This is a genomic window from Kitasatospora sp. Ki12, assembly GCF_054601375.1.
On the sequence record NZ_BAAIHT010000001.1, the window covers coordinates 108612 to 127101 of the forward strand.

At 72.9% G+C, this 18490-nt stretch carries 17 protein-coding genes; 3 read left to right on the forward strand and 14 right to left on the reverse strand.

The features are described 5' to 3' along the window. Positions 1–313: 313 nt before the first annotated feature. Positions 314–1582 carry a tyrosine--tRNA ligase gene (tyrS, locus tag ACYP53_RS00445; RefSeq protein ID WP_189916549.1) on the reverse strand — a complete coding sequence of 423 codons (1269 nt, stop codon included), beginning with the start codon at positions 1580–1582 and terminating at the stop codon, positions 314–316. Between the two features lie 293 nt (positions 1583–1875). Between tyrS and ACYP53_RS00450 the strand changes: the two genes are divergently transcribed. Further along, positions 1876–2406 carry an HNH endonuclease gene (locus ACYP53_RS00450; protein ID WP_189916255.1) on the forward strand — a complete coding sequence of 177 codons (531 nt, stop codon included), beginning with the start codon at positions 1876–1878 and terminating at the stop codon, positions 2404–2406. Positions 2407–2461: 55 nt separating this feature from the next. On the opposite strand, the gene ACYP53_RS00455 is transcribed toward ACYP53_RS00450, so the two are convergent. The 7 genes from ACYP53_RS00455 to ACYP53_RS00485 all read right to left on the reverse strand — a co-directional run bounded on the left by ACYP53_RS00455 (position 2462) and on the right by ACYP53_RS00485 (position 8712). Beyond that, positions 2462–4531, reverse strand: coding sequence for an outer membrane protein assembly factor BamB family protein (locus tag ACYP53_RS00455; RefSeq protein ID WP_459646337.1), 2070 nt, complete (start codon positions 4529–4531; stop codon positions 2462–2464). Positions 4532–4639: 108 nt separating this feature from the next. Next, on the reverse strand, positions 4640–4945 hold the full coding sequence (locus ACYP53_RS00460) for a 4a-hydroxytetrahydrobiopterin dehydratase (protein ID WP_459646338.1): 306 nt from the start codon (positions 4943–4945) through the stop codon (positions 4640–4642). A 55-nt stretch (positions 4946–5000) separates the two neighbouring features. Next, complete coding sequence (locus ACYP53_RS00465) at positions 5001–5180, reverse strand: DUF1272 domain-containing protein (protein ID WP_189916258.1); 180 nt, start codon at positions 5178–5180, stop codon at positions 5001–5003. Between the two features lie 83 nt (positions 5181–5263). Continuing rightward, the gene (locus ACYP53_RS00470) at positions 5264–6022 is read right to left on the reverse strand and encodes a sulfite exporter TauE/SafE family protein (RefSeq protein WP_189916259.1); all 759 of its coding nucleotides are present in this window, start codon (positions 6020–6022) and stop codon (positions 5264–5266) included. A gap of 230 nt (positions 6023–6252) precedes the next feature. Beyond that, positions 6253–7302 carry an SPFH domain-containing protein gene (locus ACYP53_RS00475; protein WP_459646339.1) on the reverse strand — a complete coding sequence of 350 codons (1050 nt, stop codon included), beginning with the start codon at positions 7300–7302 and terminating at the stop codon, positions 6253–6255. A 10-nt stretch (positions 7303–7312) separates the two neighbouring features. Then, on the reverse strand, positions 7313–7735 hold the full coding sequence (locus tag ACYP53_RS00480; protein WP_229928602.1) for an NfeD family protein: 423 nt from the start codon (positions 7733–7735) through the stop codon (positions 7313–7315). A gap of 185 nt (positions 7736–7920) precedes the next feature. Continuing rightward, complete coding sequence (locus ACYP53_RS00485; RefSeq protein WP_189916261.1) at positions 7921–8712, reverse strand: ABC transporter ATP-binding protein; 792 nt, start codon at positions 8710–8712, stop codon at positions 7921–7923. A 151-nt stretch (positions 8713–8863) separates the two neighbouring features. Here ACYP53_RS00485 and ACYP53_RS00490 point away from each other — a divergent pair, with 151 nt between their 5' ends. After that, positions 8864–9667, forward strand: coding sequence for a hypothetical protein (locus ACYP53_RS00490; RefSeq protein WP_189916262.1), 804 nt, complete (start codon positions 8864–8866; stop codon positions 9665–9667). A 202-nt stretch (positions 9668–9869) separates the two neighbouring features. On the opposite strand, the gene ACYP53_RS00495 is transcribed toward ACYP53_RS00490, so the two are convergent. The 3 genes from ACYP53_RS00495 to ACYP53_RS00505 form a co-directional block, all read right to left on the reverse strand. Next, on the reverse strand, positions 9870–10538 hold the full coding sequence (locus ACYP53_RS00495) for a response regulator (protein ID WP_189916263.1): 669 nt from the start codon (positions 10536–10538) through the stop codon (positions 9870–9872). Then, positions 10531–11628 carry a GAF domain-containing sensor histidine kinase gene (locus ACYP53_RS00500; protein ID WP_459647932.1) on the reverse strand — a complete coding sequence of 366 codons (1098 nt, stop codon included), beginning with the start codon at positions 11626–11628 and terminating at the stop codon, positions 10531–10533. Before ACYP53_RS00500 ends, ACYP53_RS00495 begins: the two co-directional genes overlap by 8 nt. Before the next feature lie 388 nt (positions 11629–12016). Beyond that, on the reverse strand, positions 12017–14575 hold the full coding sequence (locus tag ACYP53_RS00505; protein ID WP_459646340.1) for an FHA domain-containing protein: 2559 nt from the start codon (positions 14573–14575) through the stop codon (positions 12017–12019). 224 nt (positions 14576–14799) lie between these two features. Between ACYP53_RS00505 and serB the strand changes: the two genes are divergently transcribed. Further along, a complete protein-coding gene (serB, locus tag ACYP53_RS00510) occupies positions 14800–16062 on the forward strand; it encodes a phosphoserine phosphatase SerB (protein ID WP_189916266.1) in 1263 nt (420 codons plus the stop codon). Positions 16063–16174: 112 nt separating this feature from the next. Here serB and ACYP53_RS00515 read toward each other — a convergent pair whose 3' ends face one another. The 3 genes from ACYP53_RS00515 to ACYP53_RS00525 form a co-directional block, all read right to left on the reverse strand. Further along, complete coding sequence (locus ACYP53_RS00515; RefSeq protein WP_189916267.1) at positions 16175–16702, reverse strand: SixA phosphatase family protein; 528 nt, start codon at positions 16700–16702, stop codon at positions 16175–16177. A gap of 97 nt (positions 16703–16799) precedes the next feature. After that, the gene (locus ACYP53_RS00520; RefSeq protein ID WP_391552796.1) at positions 16800–16922 is read right to left on the reverse strand and encodes an SGM_5486 family transporter-associated protein; all 123 of its coding nucleotides are present in this window, start codon (positions 16920–16922) and stop codon (positions 16800–16802) included. A 151-nt stretch (positions 16923–17073) separates the two neighbouring features. Continuing rightward, entirely contained in the window at positions 17074–18384 is a 1311-nt protein-coding gene (locus tag ACYP53_RS00525; RefSeq protein WP_459646341.1) for a CynX/NimT family MFS transporter, read from the reverse strand. Positions 18385–18490: the final 106 nt, after the last annotated feature.

Below are 18490 nucleotides of genomic sequence, written 5' to 3' on the forward strand. Positions count from 1 at the left end.
ATTCATCTGATTTCCCGAACTGGCGGGGTCACTTTCCGCGACAACCACCACGTTACCGCATTCCGAGATTTACTCGAAATTCACGCTCAGACCCTGTTGACGAAAACGCCAACGAACCCATGTAAATGGGTTGAGGAGTGTGAGGGTGGGTGGTGCTGAGTGGGGTGGCCGCTCCAGCGACTCGTTCAACACTAGGCCACCTGGACGACCCCGTCAAACGTCGAGGGCCGGATCTGTCCAGATCCGGCCCTCGATGCTTGAAACCGCAGTTCAGAGCGGGTGCTCTTTCAGCCAAGCCGATCAAGCACGTCGGTCAGCCGGCGGAGACCAGCTCCGCCGCCGCCAGGTTCCGCTTGCCGCGCCGCAGCACCAGCCAGCGGCCGTGCAGCAGGTCGGCCTCGGTCGGCACGGCCTCCTCGTCCGTCACCTTGACGTTGTTGAGGTAGGCACCGCCCTCCTTGATCGTCCGGCGGGCGGCCGAGCGGCTCGGCGCCAGGCCGACGGCGACCAACAGGTCGACCACCGTCTGGAGTTCGGCCACCTCGGCCTTCGGGACCTCGGCCAGGGCGGCGGCCAGGGTCGGGGCTTCCAGGTCGGCGAGGTCACCCTGGCCGAACAGCGCCTTGGACGCGGCGACCGCGCGCTCGTACTGCTCGGCGCCGTGGACGAGGGTGGTGAGTTCCTCGGCGAGGGCACGCTGGGCGAGGCGGGCGGCGGGGCGCTCGACGGTCTCGCGCTCCAGCTCCTCGATCTCCTCCTTCGAGCGGAAGCTGAAGATCCGCAGGAAGTTGGGGACGTCCCGGTCGTCCGCGTTCAGCCAGAACTGGTAGAAGGCGTACGGGGTGGTCAGCTCGGGGTCGAGCCAGACCGTGCCGGACTCGGTCTTGCCGAACTTGGTGCCGTCGGCCTTGACGATCAGCGGTGTGGCCAGCGCGTGGACCGACTTGGCCTCGGCCTTGCGGATCAGGTCCGTGCCGGCGGTCAGGTTGCCCCACTGGTCGCTGCCGCCCGTCTGCAGGGTGCAGCCGTAGCGGCGGTTCAGCTCCAGGTAGTCCATGCCCTGGAGGATCTGGTAGCTGAACTCGGTGTAGCTGATGCCCGCGTCGGAGTTGAGCCGCCGGGCGACGGCCTCCTTGGCGATCATGTTGTTGACCCGGAAGTACTTGCCCACGTCACGCAGCAGGCTGATCGCCGACATCCCGGACGTCCAGTCCAGGTTGTTGACCATGCGCGCCGCGTACGGGCCCTCGAAGTCGAGGAAGCGCGAGATCTGGCCGCGCAGGCGCTCGACCCAGCCGGCCACCGTCTCGGGGTCGTTCAGCACGCGCTCGGCGGTGGGCTTCGGGTCGCCGATCAGGCCCGTGGCGCCGCCGACCAGGCCGAGCGGGAGGTTCCCCGCCTGCTGGATGCGGCGCATGGTGAGGATCTGCACCAGGTTGCCGAGGTGCAGGCTCGGGGCCGTCGGGTCGAAGCCGCAATAGAACGTGACCGGGCCGTCCGCGAACGCCTTGCGCAGTGCGTCCTCGTCGGTGGACAGGGCGATCAGCCCGCGCCACTGCAGCTCGTCGACGATGTCCGTCACGGTCACGCTTCTCCTTCTATCGGGCGCCCGCCCGGTGGCGGCCCGTTTCCTCCGGGCCCCGGTTCGGGACGACTCCAGCCTGATAGAGCCTACGCGGTCCCGGCCAGCGAGTTTCCCCCGAGGCACCCCGTCGGGCTCGGTGGTCCACTCCCCCGGGCCCCTCCGCGATACCGGAAATTCCGTTGTTCGTCGGCTGTGTGCCCATTCAGAGTGGTGTCACCGCCGTGCGGCGGCAGTGACGTGTGTGGAGACGGTCGTGCCGCCGTGGCACGCCCGTGGGAAGGGTGTGCCGAGTGCGCAACACGCTGGTTCTGAACGCGAGCTACGAGCCCCTGACGACGGTGTCGCTCCAGCGCGCCGTCGTCCTGGTACTCCAGGACAAGGCGGTGGTGGAGCAGGCTCACCCGCTGCGCTCGATCAGGGGGACGGGCGTCGCCGTACCGGTCCCCAGAGTGATCAGACTGCAACGGTACGTACGGGTACCGTTCCGACAACAGGCTCCGTGGTCGCGGCGGGGTGTCCTGGCCAGGGACCAGCACCTGTGCGCGTACTGCGGGCGGCGGGGCACCACGGTGGACCACCTGCAGCCCAAGTCGCGCGGTGGTGCGGACAGTTGGCTGAACACCGTGGCCGCGTGCGCGGAGGACAACCAGCGCAAGGCGGACCGGACGCCGGAGCAGGCCGGGATGAAGCTGCTGCGCCGCCCGTTCGAGCCGACCCCACAGGCCAGCCTGATGCTTGCGCTCGGCCTGCGCGGCTCGGAGGCGCGGGAGCTCGCCGACTGGCTGCCGCCCGTCCAGGGGCTGTCCGTCCCGGCGGCGTAGGCAGGTCTGGGCGAGCCTGCGCGGACCAGCCCGGGCGCGGGCCAGTGCGACCGGCTCAGTCCTTCGCCTGGTATCCGGCCGCCGTGCCGTAGTTGGCCGAGTGGTCGGGCACCACGACCACCTGCCCGCCGCCGATCAGCACCCGCCCGGAGACCAGCAGCGAGCCGGTCCCCGGCGGGAAGTTGCCGCCGGTCGCCTCCTGGCCGCCCGCCAGCGGGAACCGGGTGAGGTGGGCGGGCTGGTCGCGGCGTTCGTCGGCGCCGAGCACCAGCGAGCCGCCGTCGATGCCGACCGCCCGGACGGTGCCCTTGGCGGCGGTCGGGACCTTCCAGCGCTGCTTGCCGGTGTCCAGGTCGTAGCCGACCGCGGCCGCCGGCCCGGCGCCGTTCGCCGGGGTCAGCGTGGTGACCATCGTGCGGCCCTCGAAGAACACCTCGGGGGTCGCCGCGAAGGTGCCGTGCGCGACGTCCAGCCGGCCGCCGTCCGTGACCACCGGGATCTCGGCCGCCGGGTCACCGGCGGCGCCCCAGGCGAACACCCGGTCGTTCTCCGGCTTGTCGCCGGTGGTGAGGACCACCGCCGGCTCGGCGGACAGCACGGTCACCGTCTTCGGCTGGTTGTTCAGCCCCCGCCACCAGCTGACCTTGCCGTCCGCGATGTTCAGCGCCACAGCCTGGTCGGCGGGCGTCGAGTCCGCGCACGAGGAGGCCACCAGCACGGTCTTGCCGCTCACACCGCCGGAGAGGGTGCAGAACTTGCCCTGCCCGGTGTACTGCCAGACGTCCTTCCCGTCGGCCGACTGCCAGGCCACCGCGCGGTCGTCGCCGATCGCGACCACCTTGTCCTCGGTGACGCCGATCCGGGCCGAATAGGCGCCCTTGGCGTCCGACAGGGACTTGGACCACGCCGTCTTGCCGGTCTTGGTGTCCACCACGGCCACCAGCGCGCAGGCGCTCTTCGGATCAGCCTGCGCGCGGAACAGGGCCGCGCCCAGGCCCGCCTGGTTCACTCCCGCCGACAGCCCGCACGGCACGGCCCCGGCGGCCGGCGGCTCCACCGACCAGGTCGGCTTGCCGCTCGCCCGGTCGTACGCGCGCACGCCGGAGCCGTCGGCCCGGACCACCGTGTCCGCCAGCAGCCAGCTGCCGACCAGCGTGTCGTCGCCCGCGGACTGGCCGGCGGCGACGGGCTGGGCGGACCACGCCCGGGTGTGCGCCACCGTGAACCCGGGCTCGCCGCCGCTGCTCGCGACCGCGCTGCCACCGCCCTCGGTGCCGACCATCAGCCCGGCCGCCACCAGCACCCCGAGTGCGGCCACCCCGGCACCCGCCCGCACCAACAGCGCCTTACGGCTGGGCACGTGCTCCCCGGTCAGCACCGCGTCGGCGGCCTTCCGGGCCTTGGCCGACAACGAGGAACCGGCGCCCGGACCCGAACCGGGCTCGGAGCCGGAACGGGAACCGGCACCGCCCCGCCGGGCGGCGGCCCGGGACCGTGCGGCCGGCCCGGCCGAGGGATCCGGCGCGTGGCCCGGGGTCTCCTCCGCCGCCTGCTCCGACCCGGCAGACCCGCCGGACCCGGCGGACCCGGTCTCCGCCTCGGTCTCCTCGACCTGCACATAGCCGTCCGCCGAGTACTCCGCCCCCGCCGGGACGTACAGCCCCTCCCCGGCGGCCTGCTGCGGGGCCCCGTACGGCGCGTACGGCTGCTGGGTGTACTCCGGGTGCGGCTGGTAATGCTCCTGGCCGCCGTACTGCCCCTGGCCGAAACCGCCCTCGACGTACCCGGTCTGCGCGTAGCCACCGTGGTCGTACCCGCCCTGGTCGTAGCCGCCGTGCGGTCCGTAGCCGTACGACGACCCGTACCCGGCCTGGTCGTAGCCGTTCTGCTCGTAGCCCGTCTGGTCGTACGCCGGCTGCTGCCCGTACCCGGCCTGCTGGTGGCCCGGCTGCTCGTGGCCCGGCTGCTGCTGCCAGTGCGTCTGTTCCTGCGGCGCCTGCTGCTCGTAGTACCCGCCGCCCTGCCAGTCCGCCTGGCTCTGGGACGGCTGTCCCTGGGCCGGCTGCGCCTGGGGGTGCCACGGCTGCTGCCCGGCCCGGGCGTCTCCGAAGGGCTCCTGCGCCATCCGTTCCGTCCCTCCCGAGCCGCCTGCCTGCCGATTGCGGCAGTCAGCATCTCACGCCCGTCCAGAGGGACGACCCCGGCCCTACGGCCTGCCTTCGGCCCTACCGCATCAGCCCGCGGACTCGGCGCGCAGCGCCTCGTCGATGCGGGCGGCCATGGTGAGGTCCAGGCCGGTGAGGCCGCCGGCGCTGTGGGTGGACAGGACGAAGCGCAGGGTGCGCCAGCGGATGTCGATGTCGGGGTGGTGGTCGAGCGCCTCGGCCTGCTCGGCGACGGCGACCACCACCCGGATCGCCGCCGGGAAGTCCGGGGCGTCGGCGCCGCGGGCGATGCTGTCGCCCTCCCGGGTCCAGTGCGGCAGCGCCGCCAGGGCCGCCGTGATCTCGTCCTCGCTCAGCCGGGCCCTGCTGCTCATCGCTGCGCTCCTGGTGCGTCGTCGGCCCGGGTGGTCCGGGTCCGGGGTGCCGGGGTCAGGCGGCCTTCCGGCGCGGACGGGCCACCAGCTCGCCGCCGCAGTTGGGGCAGGTGGCGGCCATGGTCCCGGTGCAGTCCGGGCAGAAGGTGCACTCGTAGGAACATATCGAGGCGGCGCCGTCGGGGGTCAGCGACACCGCGCAGCGCTCACAGGTCTCGCGCATCTCCAGGGCCACGGCGCACTCCTCCGACTCTCCGACTCTCCGACGGTCTGACGATCCTTCGATCAGGCGATCGCCCGACCGGTCGGCGCCGCCGCTCAGCCCAGCAGCAGCTTGGTGACGGCCGCGAGGCCGACCACCACGATCACCCCGCGCAGCGCGGCCGGCGGCAGCCGGCGGCCGACCTTGGCGCCGACCAGGCCGCCGACCAGCGAGCCCACCGCGATCAGCCCGGCGGCCGTCCAGTTGACGGTCGAGGTGAACAGGAAGAACAGCGCCGCGACGGCGTTGACGATCAGCGCCAGGGCGTTCTTCACCGCGTTGATCCGCTGCAGTTCCTCCTGCAGCAGCATGCCCATCAACGCCATCAGCAGGACGCCCTGCGCGGCGCCGAAGTAGCCGCCGTAGATGCCCGTGAGGAACACCCCGACCAGCAGCACCGGGCTGCCGTCCGGGTCGCCGCCGGGCCGGCGGCGGGCGGCGACGGCCTTGGCCACCCGGGGCTGGACGACCACCAGGACGAGCGCGAGCAGGATCAGCACCGGGACGATCGCGTCGAAGGCCCCGCTCGGCAGCTTGATCAGCAGCAGCGCGCCGAGCAGCCCGCCGAGCAGCGAGGCGGTGCCCAGGCGCAGCACCCGGCGTCCCTGGTCGGCCAGTTCGCGCCGGTAGCCGATCACCCCGCTGAGCGAACCGGGCACCAGGCCGAAGGAGTTGGAGACGTTGGCGGTGACCGGCGGGATGCCGACGGCGAGCAGGACCGGGAAGGTGATCAGGGTCCCGGAGCCGACGATCACATTGATCATTCCGGCACCGACTCCGGCCACCAGGACGGCGATCGCCTCCCAGAACGTCATGGGTCACTTCTCCTCTCGGTCCTGTCCGAGAGGATCATGCCGGACCGCCCGCCCACCGGACCAGGCCCGACCACGATTCGGGACGCACACCACACCGGACCGGCCCCGCACCCCCCGCACCGGACGCACGCCACGGCTCCGACCCGCCGTAAAACCCCAAACCCCGAGGGCCCGCCGCCGTACGGGAGGCGTACGGCGGCGGGCCCTCGGCGGAGCACCGGACCCGCGGGTCACTCAGGGTCGATCTTGGGGTACTCCCGGGTCGGGTCCACCCGGGGGCGGGCCGAGCCCTTGTCGGTGTCCACCGGCCGCGGCCCGGACGCCGGGTCGATCGGCACCTGGGTGGCCGCCGGGGCCGCCTGCGGCACGCTGGGCGCCGCGACCGCGCCGCCGTTGACCCCGCCGTTGCCGGTCAGGCCGGTGAAGGCGCCGCCGAGGCCCTTGAGCGCGTCGCCGACCTCGCTGGGGATGATCCAGAGCTTGTTGGAGTCGCCCTTGGCCAGCTCGGGCAGGGTCTGCAGGTACTGGTAGGCGAGCAGCTTCTGGTCGGCGTCGCCGTCGTGGATGGCCTCGAAGACCGTACGGATCGCGGCCGCCTCACCGTCGGCGCGCAGCACCGCGGCCTGCGCCTCACCCTCGGCCCGGAGCACGTCCGCCTGCTTCTCACCCTCGGCCTTGAGGATCTGCGCCTGGCGCTGGCCCTCGGCGGTGAGGATCGCGGCGCGCTTGTCCCGGTCGGCGCGCATCTGCTTCTCCATCGAGTCCTGGATGGAGGTCGGCGGCTCGATCGCCTTCAGCTCGACGCGGTTGACCCGGATGCCCCACTTGCCGGTGGCCTCGTCCAGGACGCCGCGCAGGCCGGCGTTGATGACCTCGCGGGAGGTCAGGGTGGACTCGAGGTCCATCGAGCCGATGATGTTGCGCAGCGTGGTGACGGTCAGCTGCTCGATGGCCTGGATGTAGCTGGCGACCTCGTAGGTGGCCGCCCGGGGGTCGGTGACCTGGTAGTAGATGACGGTGTCGATGTTGACGACCAGGTTGTCCTGGGTGATCACCGGCTGCGGCGGGAACGGCACGACCTGCTCGCGCAGGTCGATGCGGTTGCGGACGCGGTCGATGAACGGCACGACGATGTTCAGTCCCGCGTTGAGCGTCCGGGTGTAGCGGCCGAAGCGCTCCACGATCGCCGCGCTGGCCTGTGGGATGACCTGGATCGTCTTGATCAGCGCGATGAAGGCCACCACGACCAGGACGACCAGGACGATAAGGACGGGTTCCACGGACTCTCCCCTAGACGACCAGGGCGGTGGCGCCCTGGATTTCGACGACGTCGACCTGCTGCCCGGGCTGGTACACCTGCTCCGGGTGGAGCGCTCGGGCCGACCAGATCTCGCCGTTCAGCTTGATCCGGCCGCCCTCCCCGTCGACGGTTTCCGCGACGACCGCGGTGGCGCCGTGCAGCGCCTCGATGCCCATCTTGACCTGCGGGCCCTTGCGCAGTTGCCGGTAGGCGATGGGACGCACGAAGACCACCAGCGCGACCGAGACCACGAGGAACGTCACGGTCTCCAGGACCACGCCCCCGCCCAGCCCGGCCACGCCCGCGGCGGCCAGTGCTCCGACCGCGAACATGGCGAACTCCGGCATCGCGGTCAGTACCAGCGGTATGCCGAGCCCTGCGGCGGCCAGGAGCCACCAGATCCAGCTGTCCACACGTCCATCCTAGGGAGCGAAGGCCTTCGAGGCGGACAGTTCCCGCAGGTCGAGGGGCGGAAACCGGTCGCACGTGCGACCGGTTCCGGCGGCCTCCCGAACAGCGCGCCGGGACCGGGTCGGGACGGCCCCGGACCGGACCCGGACCCGGACCCGGGTCTGGGCGGGGCGGGACCGACGGGGCCTCAGCCCAGCGGCAGGCCCTGGGCCGACCAGCGGTCGCCGTGGCGCTCCAGGGTCAGCGGCAGGCCGAAGCACTTGGAGAGGTTGCGGGCGGTCAGCTCGGTGTCGATCGGACCGGCCGTGAGCACCTTGCCCTGGCGGATCATCAGGACGTGGGTGAAGCCGGGGGCGATCTCCTCGACGTGGTGGGTGACCATCGCCATGGCCGGGGCGAACTCGTCCTGGGCGAGCGCGCCGAGCCGGCGGACCAGGTCCTCCCGGCCGCCGAGGTCCAGGCCGGCCGCGGGCTCGTCGAGCAGCAGCAGCTCGGGGTCGGTCATCAGGGCGCGGGCGATCAGGGTGCGCTTGCGCTCGCCCTCGGAGAGGGTGCCGAACTTGCGGTCGGTGAGGCCGGACATGCCGAGGCGGTCGAGCAGCGCGAGCGCGCGGCCCTCGTCGGACTGCTCGTAGGTCTCCTGCCAGCTGACCGTCATGCCGTAGGCGGCGGTGAGCACGGTCTGCAGCACCGTCTGCTCGGCCGGCAGCTTGTCGAACATCGCGGCACCGGCCAGGCCGATCCGGGAGCGCAGCTCGAAGACGTCGATCTCGCCCAGCTTCTCGCCCAGCACGCTGACCTTGCCCGCGGTCGGGAACAGGTACGAGGAGGCGATCTGCAGCAGGGTGGTCTTGCCGGCGCCGTTCGGGCCCAGGATGACCCAGCGCTCACCCTCGGAGATGGACCACGAGACCTGGTCGACCAGCGCGCGCCCCTCCCGGACCACGGATACGTCCACCAGCTCCAGCACGTCGCTCATGCCTATGCCTTCCCCAAAAAAACCAGATTCTCGGCCGTCGGCGCGGGCGGCACGCCTACCCCGGCAGCCGGTGGGCACGGGGTGGGTGCGCCGCACACGCATGGGCAAACCTACGCCACGCGGATGACCGCCGATTCCGTAGGCTGGCCGGATGCTCGCGACTCCTGCCGACAATCCGTACGAAGAGCCCCGTTCGGGGCGGCTGGCCGCCTGGGGCAACGCCTTGCTGGCGGGCCTGGTGCCGCCCGACAACGCCGCCGAGGCGGTGCTGGGCACCGACGAGAGCCACCGGGTGACCGGACTGCCCGGGGACCGGCCGGGCGAGCAGCACGGACTGACCTGGGCGCTGGGCCGGCTGCGGGTGCTGGGCGTACGGGGCCTGCGCCTCGCGCTGCCCTCGGCCGGCCACCCACTGGGGCTGACCGGCCCGCCGGCGTTCAACGAGCTCGCGATGGCCTCGGGCGAGGCCGTCCTGGCGGTGGGCGTCCCGCTCGGGCTGGTGCCGGAGGTCGAGGTGTTCGGACCGGCCGGGGACCGCTCGGCGACCGTGCTGTGGCGCTGCGCCGAGGTCAACGACGCGCCGCCGGCGGACGTGCCCTCGCTGCACGAGGCCGAACGCGAGCTCGCGGACGGGCTGCGCGAGGCCACCGTGCTGCTCGCCCGGCTCGACGTGGCCGGCGCCGGGCCGGAGGCGGTGCGCGCCCTGGAGGCGTACCGCCGGCGCGGCCACGCCGAGCTGCTCGCGCCCGGCTACCCGCCGCGCGCCGTCCGGGTGCTGGAGTCCGCCCGCCAGGTGTCCGCCCTGCTGTCGATCGCCTCCGGCGGGCACGGCGCGGCCGTCAGCGCCTCCGAGATGGCCGCGCGGCAGTCCGTCCTGGACCCGCTGCGGCGCACCGCCCGCCGGGCCCAGGTGGCCGCCTACAACGCCCTCGCGGACGAGCGCGAGGCCCGCTGAGGACCCGCTGAGGACCCCGCGGGGGGCCGCACCGTCCACCTGGCCGGAAACCGCCCCCTGCGGGCACCGGAAGTCGGCCCGTCCGACTTCCGGTGCCGTTCCCGACGTCCAGTGCCGCTCCCGGCTTCCGGACCGCTCCTCCACCGTGTCTCGGCCCGGTGCGGTGTCAGCGCGCGCCCCCGCCCGGCCCGCCGGCGCACCGTCAGGCGCCGCCGGCGCCCTCCCGGGCCTCGCCGTTGCGGACGGCCCACAGGGCGGCCTGGGTGCGGTCCGCGAGGTCGAGCTTCATCAGGATGTTGGAGACGTGGGTCTTCACCGTCTTCTCCGACAGGTGCAGGCTGCGCGCGATCTCCCGGTTGGAGCGGCCGTCGGCGATGTGGCCCAGCACCTCGCGCTCCCGCTCGGTGAGGGTGCCGCCGCGGCCCTGCGGCGCGCGCGGGCCCTCGTCGGAGAGCAGGGCCTCGGCCAGCTCGGGCTGCAGCAGCACGTGGCCGGCGTGCACCGAGCGGATCGCCCCGGCCAGCGCCTCCGGGTCCACGTCCTTGTAGACGTACCCGGCGGCACCGGCCCGCAGCGCGGGGACCATCGTGCGGTGCTCGGTGAAGCTGGTGACGATCAGGATCCGGGCCCGGCTGCCCTCGCCCTTGAGCGTGCGCAGCGCCTCGATCCCGTCGACGCCGGGCATCTTGAGGTCCATCAGGACGACGTCGGGGTCGAGTTCGCGGGCCCGCTCGACGCCCTCGGCCCCGTCGGCGGCCTCCCCGACCACCTCGATGTCGTCCTGGACCTCCAGGAAGGTGCGCAGTCCGCGGCGGACCACCTGGTGGTCGTCGACCAGCAGCACACGGATCGACGGAGTGCTGTCAGGCACCGGGGACCTCCATCTCGACGAGCGTCCCCCGGCCGGGGGCCGACTCCAGGGTGAGCGTGCCGCCGACGGCGGCCGCGCGGTCGCGCATCGAGGCCAGGCCGAGGTGGCGGCCGGCCCGGCGCACGGATTCGGGGTCGAAGCCGCGCCCGTCGTCGCGCACCCGCAGCACGGCGCCGCGCGCGGGCGTCCCCGTCAGGGTGACGGTGACCCGGCGGGCGTCGGCGTGCCGCAGCGCGTTGTGCAGCGCCTCCTGGGCGACCCGCAGGAGCGCGGCCTCCTGGGCGGGCGGCAGGGCGCGGACGCCGTCGGCGGCGAAGGCGAGGTCGGCGGTGTGCGCCCGGTCGAGGACCTGCACCTGGGAGGCGAGGGTGGCGCTCAGCCCGTCCTCCTCCAACGCGGCGGGGCGCAGTTCCACCACGACGGCGCGCAGTTCGTCGGCGGCCTCGGCGGCCAGCCGGGCGACCTCGGCGAGCTCGGCGCGGGCCCGGGCCGGGTCGCGGTCGACGAGCTTGGCGGCGGCCTTGGCGGTCAGGCGCAGCGAGAAGAGCTTCTGCGCGACGGCGTCGTGCAGGTCGTGGGCGATCCGGGCGCGCTCACCGGCGAGGGTGAGTTCGCGGCCGCGCTCGTACAGCCGGGCGTTGGAGAGGGCGAGGGCGGCGTGCGCGGCGAGGATCCGCAGCAGTTCCTCGTCGTGGTCGGTGAACAGGCCGCCGCCGCTCTTGTTGGCGAGGAAGACGACGCCCATCACCTGCGGCTCGTCCTCGGCCGCGTCGGTGTCCAGGATCGGCATGCCGAGGAAGGCGTCCATCTCGGGGTGCGCGGAGGGCCAGCCCTCGAAGGCGGGCGCCCGGCGGACGTCGGCGAGGCGGGTGGGGCCGGTCTCGTGCAGCATCGCGGCGAGCACGCCGTGCTGGCGGGGCAGCGGGCCGATCGCCCGCCACTGCTCGTCGGTGACGCCGTCGACGACGAACTGGGCGAAGCCGCCGTGGTCGTCGGGCACGCCCAGGGCCGCGTACTCGGCGCCGAGCAGCTCCCGGGCGGAGGCGGTGATGCGGCGCAGCACCTCCCGGACCTCCAGGTGCCGGCTCATGGCGAGCAGCGCCTGGCTGACCGCCTCGATCCCGGCCAGGCAGGGTTCGCAGGCGGGCAGCGGGCCCGCGTGGGTCCGGTGGTCTCCGGTGGTGCTGGACATACCGCCAAACTACCGCCGCGCCGGGGGCGGTCGCGTCCGCCCGCGGCCGCCCCGGGCGCGGGCCCGGAGACCTAGGCCGCTGGGCCCACCGCGAGCGGGCGAGCCCCCGCCCCGAGCCGAAGGGGCGCGCCGGTACCGAAAGGGAGAAGCGAGGAGGCCCGAGGGACGAGGGCCTTGGAGCGCCGACCGTCGGCACCGGCTCGAAGCGCCCCGGAGGCGAGCGGGCGAGTAACAGAAGGGCGGTCCTCCCGATCGGGAGGACCGCCCCTCGAAGGCCGGGAAGGGCTCAGCCCTTCTGCATGACCTCGGGCTCGTGCCGGCGCTGGAGCCGGGTGACGAGGATGCCGATCGCGACCGAGATCACGATCAGCACGCCCGCGTCGATCGCCCACTGGGCCACCGAGTGCGTCCAGAGCGGGTCGTACTCGGGGTTCTGGAAGTCCTTGTTCCAGGGCCCCATGAGCTTGGACAGGTCGAGCGTGGTGGAGACGATGCCGGTGCCCCAGCGGGCGGGCATCAGCCAGGCGACCTGCTCCAGGCCGGGCTTGCTGAAGATCTGGAACAGGCAGCCGGTGAAGACGACCTGGACGATGGCGAACATGACGAGCAGCGGCATGGTCTTCTCGGCGGTCTTCACCAGCGCGGAGATCATCAGGCCGAACATCATCGCGGCGAAGCTCAGCAGGATCATGCCGATGGTCATCTCGATGATCGGCAGGTTTCTGACGAGCAGGCCGTGCTCGGGCAGCTTGCGCGGCAGGAAGCCGACGGCGGAGATGATGGCGCCCTGGATCACGCTGAAGAAGCCCAGCACGATGATCTTGGACATCATGTACGCCGAGCGGGAGAGCCCGGTGGCTCGCTCTCGCTCGTAGATCGCCCGCTCCTTGATCAGTTCTCGGACCGAGTTGGCCGCCCCGGAGAAGCAGGCGCCGATCGCCAGGATCAGCATGATCGTCGCGGCCCCGCTGTTGAGGTGGAGCTGCGTCTTCGGGTTGGGCGCGAGCCCGGGTTCGTTGGGGATCAGCACGCTGACCGCGCCGATGACCGCGGGCAGCAGCACCGACAGGGCGAGGAAGCCGCGGTCCGACGCGAGTACGGACATGTAGCGCCGCATCAGCGTCCACAGCTGGGAGCCCCAGCTCTGCGGCTTCGGCGGCCGGACGGCCTCCTGGGCCACCTGCACGTGCTGCACCTCGGCGCCCTCGACGGTGGGGGCGGAGTACTGCTGGTAGTGCACCGAGCCGCGGTAGCGGCCGGCCCAGTCGTGGTCCGGGTAGTTCTCGAAGGCCTGGAAGACGTCCGCCCAGGTCTCGTACCCGAAGAAGTGCAGCGCCTCGTCCGGCGGGCCGAAGTAGGCCACCGAGCCGCCCGGCGCCATCACCAGCAGCCGGTCGCAGAGCGCGAGTTCGGCCACCGAGTGGGTGACGACCAGGATGGTGCGGCCGTCGTCGGCGAGGCCGCGCAGCATCTGCATGACCTCGCGGTCCATGCCCGGGTCGAGGCCCGAGGTGGGCTCGTCCAGGAAGATCAGCGACGGCTTGGTGAGCAGCTCCAGGGCGACCGAGACGCGCTTCTGCTGGCCGCCGGAGAGCGCGGTGATCTTGTTGTCGGCGCGCTTGTCGAGGCGCAGCTCGTACAGCACCTCGTCGATCCGGGCCGCACGCTCGCTGGCCTCGGTGTCGCCGGGGAAGCGCAGCCGGGCCGCGTACTTGAGGCCGCTGCGGACGGTGAGTTCGCGGTGCAGGATCTCGGACTGCGGCACCAGGCCGATGCGCGAGCGGAGTTCGGCGAACTGCTTGTAGAGGTTGCGCCCGTCGTACAGCACCTCGCCGCGGTCGGCGGGTCGGTAGCCGGTGAGGGCGCGCAGCAGGGTGGACTTGCCGGAGCCGGACGGGCCGATGACCGCGACCAGGGACTTCTCCGGGACACCGAAGCTGACGTCGTTGAGCAGGACCTTCTTGGCGCCCTTGTGGTCGACCTCGACGGTCAGGTGGCGGGCGGAGAAGGAGACCGCGCCGGTGTCGACGAACTCCTGCAGCTGGTCGCCGACCAGCACGAAGCTGGAGTGGCCGACGGTCAGCCGGTCCTGCGGGCCCATCAGCTGACGCTGGACCCGCTGGCCGTTGAGGAAGATGCCGTTGTGGCTGCCGAGGTCGACGATCTCGTAGCGGCCGTCCGGCAGCTGGTGCAGCTCGGCGTGGTGGCGGGAGACCTGGAGGTCGGAGACCACGATGTCGTTGTCGAGCGCGCGGCCGATCCGGACGGTGCGCATGGCCGACGTCAGGTTGCGGATCATGGTCGGCTGGGGGCCGCCGCCGTGCTGCGGCGCCTGCGGGAAGCCCTGCTGCTGGGGGAAGCCCTGCTGGGCCTGCGGGAACCCCTGCTGCTGCGGGAACCCGCCCTGCTGGCCCTGCGGCTGGCCCGCCCAGGCCTGCTGCGGCTGCTGGTACGGGTCCTGCTGCTGCCAGCCCGGCTGCTGGGGCTGCGGCACCGGGCCGCGGCTGGTGGCGGCCTCGTGGATCGGGGTGGCCTGCGGGGGCGCGGCGTGCGCCGGGGCGGAGAAACCGAGCCGGGGGCCGTTCTCCGGGTTGCCCAGGTTGACGACGGCTCCGGGGAACACCTGGGCCTGCATGGTGCGGGCGCCGGCCACGTACGTGCCGTTGGTGCTGCCGTGGTCGTCCAGCTGCCAACCGCTTCCGTTGAAGCTGATGGTCGCGTGGTGCCAGGAGACCCTGGCGTCGTCGAACGGGAAGTCCGACTGCGGGTTGCGCCCGATGGTGTAGGACCGCCCGGGCTCCAGGGTCCGCTGCTGTCCGTTGATATCAATGACGAGTTGCGGCACTGCTCGCCTGCCCCGCTCTCTCGGTTCCCCCGAATTGTGGCCCCCGGCCGGGGGTGCGCTGTTCCTGTGACTGACGGGGGGAATCATTCCAGCCCGCCGACCGTCCGTGAAAGTCACCCCGGGTGACTGTGACCAGGCTGCTACCGGAGCGCCGGTACCCGGCGTCCCGCGAGGTGGGACGGGTGCCCTCGGGCCACCCCGCGACGGGTAGCGTGGGAGTCACCATGAACGCATCGCCCCTGGCCGCTGAGCCCCTCCCCGCTGCCCAGCCCCGGACCGCGGACGAGCGCACCCTGCTCGTCAAGGTGTTCGGCAAGGACCGCCCCGGCATCACCGCCGGCCTCTTCGCGACGCTGGCCGGATTCGGCGTCGTCGTCATCGACATCGAGCAGGTCGTGACCCGTGGCCGCATCACGCTGTGCGCCCTGGTCACCCCGCCCACCGCACCCGGCGCCGAGGGCGGGCTGCGGGCGACCGTCCACCGCTGGGCGGACGAACAGAAGCTCCAGGCCGAGATCCTCTCCGGCATCGGCGACAACCGGCCGCGCCGCGAGGGCCGTTCGCACGTCACGGTGCTCGGCCACCCGCTGACCGCCGCCGCCGTCTCCGCGCTGACCTCCCGGATCACCGCGGCCGGCGGCAACATCGACCGTGTCTTCCGGCTCGCCAAGTACCCGGTGACGGCGGTGGAACTGGCCGTCTCCGGCGTGGCCACCGAGGAGCTGCGGGCCGAGCTGGCCCAGGAGGCGGCCGCCCAGCGGGTGGACGTCGCGGTGGTGGCGGCCGGGCTGGAGCGCCGGGCCAAGCGCCTGGTGGTCATGGACGTCGACTCCACGCTCATCCAGGACGAGGTGATCGAGCTGTTCGCCGCCCACGCGGGCTGCGAGGAGCAGGTCGCCGAGGTGACGGCGGCGGCGATGCGCGGCGAGCTGGACTTCGCCGAGTCGCTGCACGCCCGGGTGGCGCTGCTCGCCGGGCTGGACGCCTCGGTGACGGAGAAGGTCCGCGCGGAGGTCCGCTTCACGCCGGGCGCGCGCACCCTGGTCCGTACGCTGCGCCGGCTCGGCTTCCAGGTCGCGGTGGTGTCCGGCGGGTTCACCCAGGTCACCGACCACCTGGTGGAGCAGCTGGGGCTGGACTTCGCGGCGGCCAACACCCTGGAGGTGGTGGACGGCAAGTTCACCGGCCGGGTGGTCGGCGAGATCGTGGACCGGGCCGGCAAGGCCCGTTGGCTGGCCCGCTTCGCCGAGCAGGCGAAGGTGCCGCTGGAGCAGACGGTGGCGATCGGCGACGGCGCCAACGACCTGGACATGCTGAACGCGGCCGGGCTCGGGGTGGCGTTCAACGCCAAGCCGGTGGTGCGGGAGGCGGCCGACACCGCGGTGAACGTGCCCTTCCTGGACACCGTGCTGTACCTGCTGGGCATCACCCGCGAGGAGGTCGAGGCGGCCGACGTGCTGCACGGCACCCCGACCGAGGACGACTGACCGAGGACGACTCACCGAGGACGCCGAGTGCGCGTCCTGCGGACACGGGTGAGGGGCGCGCGGACCGAATCCGCGCGCCCCTCACCCACGTTCGGACACCCGCGTCCCGGGGTCAGTCCTGCGGCGTGTGGTACGAGACCAGCTGGGCCACGCCCGGCTCGACGCCCTTCCACGAACCGCTGAAGGAGAGCACCGCGATCGCCGCCGTCGGGAAGCCGCCGAGCCGCAGCCGCTCCAGCGCGTCCCGGTCGCCCGCGTCCCCGGCCAGCACCTGGGTCAGGCCCAGCACGCCGGGGTTGTGCCCCACCAGCACCACGTCCGCGTACTCCTCCGGGGTCTCCTGGAGGACGGCGATGATCTCGCCCGGGCTGGCCTCGTAGATCCGGTCCTCGTACACGGTCTTGAGCGGCCGCCTGGGCAACTCGTGCACCGCCAGCTTCCAGGTCTCGCGGGTGCGCAGGGCCGTGGAGCAGAGCACGTAGTCGGGGTTGATGCCGGAGTCGACCAGCCAGCGGCCGGCGTCCGGGGCCTGGTGGCGGCCCCGGTCGGCCAGCGGCCGCTCGTGGTCGTCCACGCCGTTCGGCCAGTCGGCCTTGGCGTGGCGGAGAACGATGATCCTGCGGGGCGTGTCGGCGCTCATACCCAGCAAGCTTGGCAGAAAAGCGGCCCGGGGGCGCGGTGCTCCCGGTCGTCGCCACCCCCAGGGGTGGCGGGTGCCGTCGGGGGGCCGGGCGCCGTCAGCCCATCGAACTGGCGATGGTGGCGATCACCACCACCAGCACCGCGATGCCGGCGAAGGCCAGGGCGATACGGCCGAGCTGCTTGCGGCCGTCGGTCGGGTTGGGATCGAGAACGGGCATGTCCGGGATTCTTCCATCCCGGACACGCCCGCCCTCCGGTGGCCCCACGTCCTTGGCGAGGCCTTGACCTGCGCCGCCTCGGCCTTTGCCGCCCGGACGTCAGGCCGTGACCTGCGCCTCCCGGCCGGGCCCGGCCTCCGCCGCCCGGACGTCAGGCCGTGACCCGCTCCGCCGGGCGGACCGCCTCGTCCTCGATGTGCCGGGCCAGCGCGGCCCGCAGGCCGAACAGCATCTGCGGCACCAGCAGCAGCGCCAGGAAGCCCAGCGGCCAGTACCACTCGCCGGTGACCTGGTAGATCCGGCCGATCAGGATCGGGCCGGGGATGGAGATCAGGTAGCCGACGCCCTGGGCGAAGGCGGACAGCTGCGCCACCCCGCCCGCCGTCCGGGCGCGCAGCCCGATCATCGTCAGCACCAGCGGGAAGGCGCAGTTGGACAGGCCCACCAGGACCACCCAGAGCCAGGGCGCGCCGGCCGGGGCCAGGGCCAGCCCGGCGTACCCGGCGATGCCGCACAGGGCCAGCACCACGACGAACAGCCGCTGGTCGCCGCGGCGGGCGGCCAGGTTGGGCAGGACGTAGGAGACCGGCACGCCGATCACCATGGTGACCGCGAGCAGCACCCCGGAGGTGCCCTTGTCGACGCCGGCGTCCTGGAAGATCTTCGGCAGCCAGCCCATCACCACGTACGCGCCGGTGGCCTGGAGGCCGAAGAAGCAGGCCAGCGCCCAGGCCGTACGGCTGCGGGTGATCGGCAGCCTGGCGGGGGCGGCGGCGCCGCCCGCCCGCTCGCCGCGCTCGCGCCTGGTGATCAGCACCGGCAGCCAGAGCAGCAGGGCGAGCGCGCCGAGCCCGGCCCAGACGCCCAGGCCGTAGCGCCAGTCGCCGCCGAGGGAGCTGGTCAGTGGCACGGTGACGGCGGCGGCCAGCGCGGTGCCGGCGGACAGCGCCATCGAGTACAGGCCGATCATCGGACCGACCTTCTCCGGGAAGTAGCGCTTGATGACCACCGGGATCAGCACGTTGGAGACCGCCACGCCGGCCAGGGCGAGCGCGGTCAGCAGCAGGAACACCGCGGTGCCGCCGGCGAAGGACCGGGCCAGCACGCCCGCGGTGATGGCGGCCAGGCCGGCCGTGATCACCGCGATCGGTCCGATCCGCCGGGCCATCGAGGGCGCGGCGAAGCCGAACAGGCCGAAGCAGAGCGACGGGACGGCGGTGAGCAGCCCGGCGAGGGTCGGGTTCATCCCGAGGCCGGCGCGGACCTGGTCGAGCAGCGGCCCGAGGCTGGTGACGACCGGGCGCAGGTTGAAGGCGGCGGCGGCGATCGCGACGGCGAACAGCCAGCCGAGGTGCTTGGAGGGTGCGGCGGAAGGGGCGGCGGAGGGAACGGAGTCGGCGGGCCGCTCGGTCTGCGGCCTGGCCCCGTTCCGCGGGGAAGCGGTGGTCTCTGCTGCGGGCATGTGCGCCATCATAGAATGATGGGATGAATTGATGCACCTCGGAATTGGCATGATGTGCCGACCGTTCATCCACCGGCCACCTCCCACCCAGGCCGCACCCGAGCCG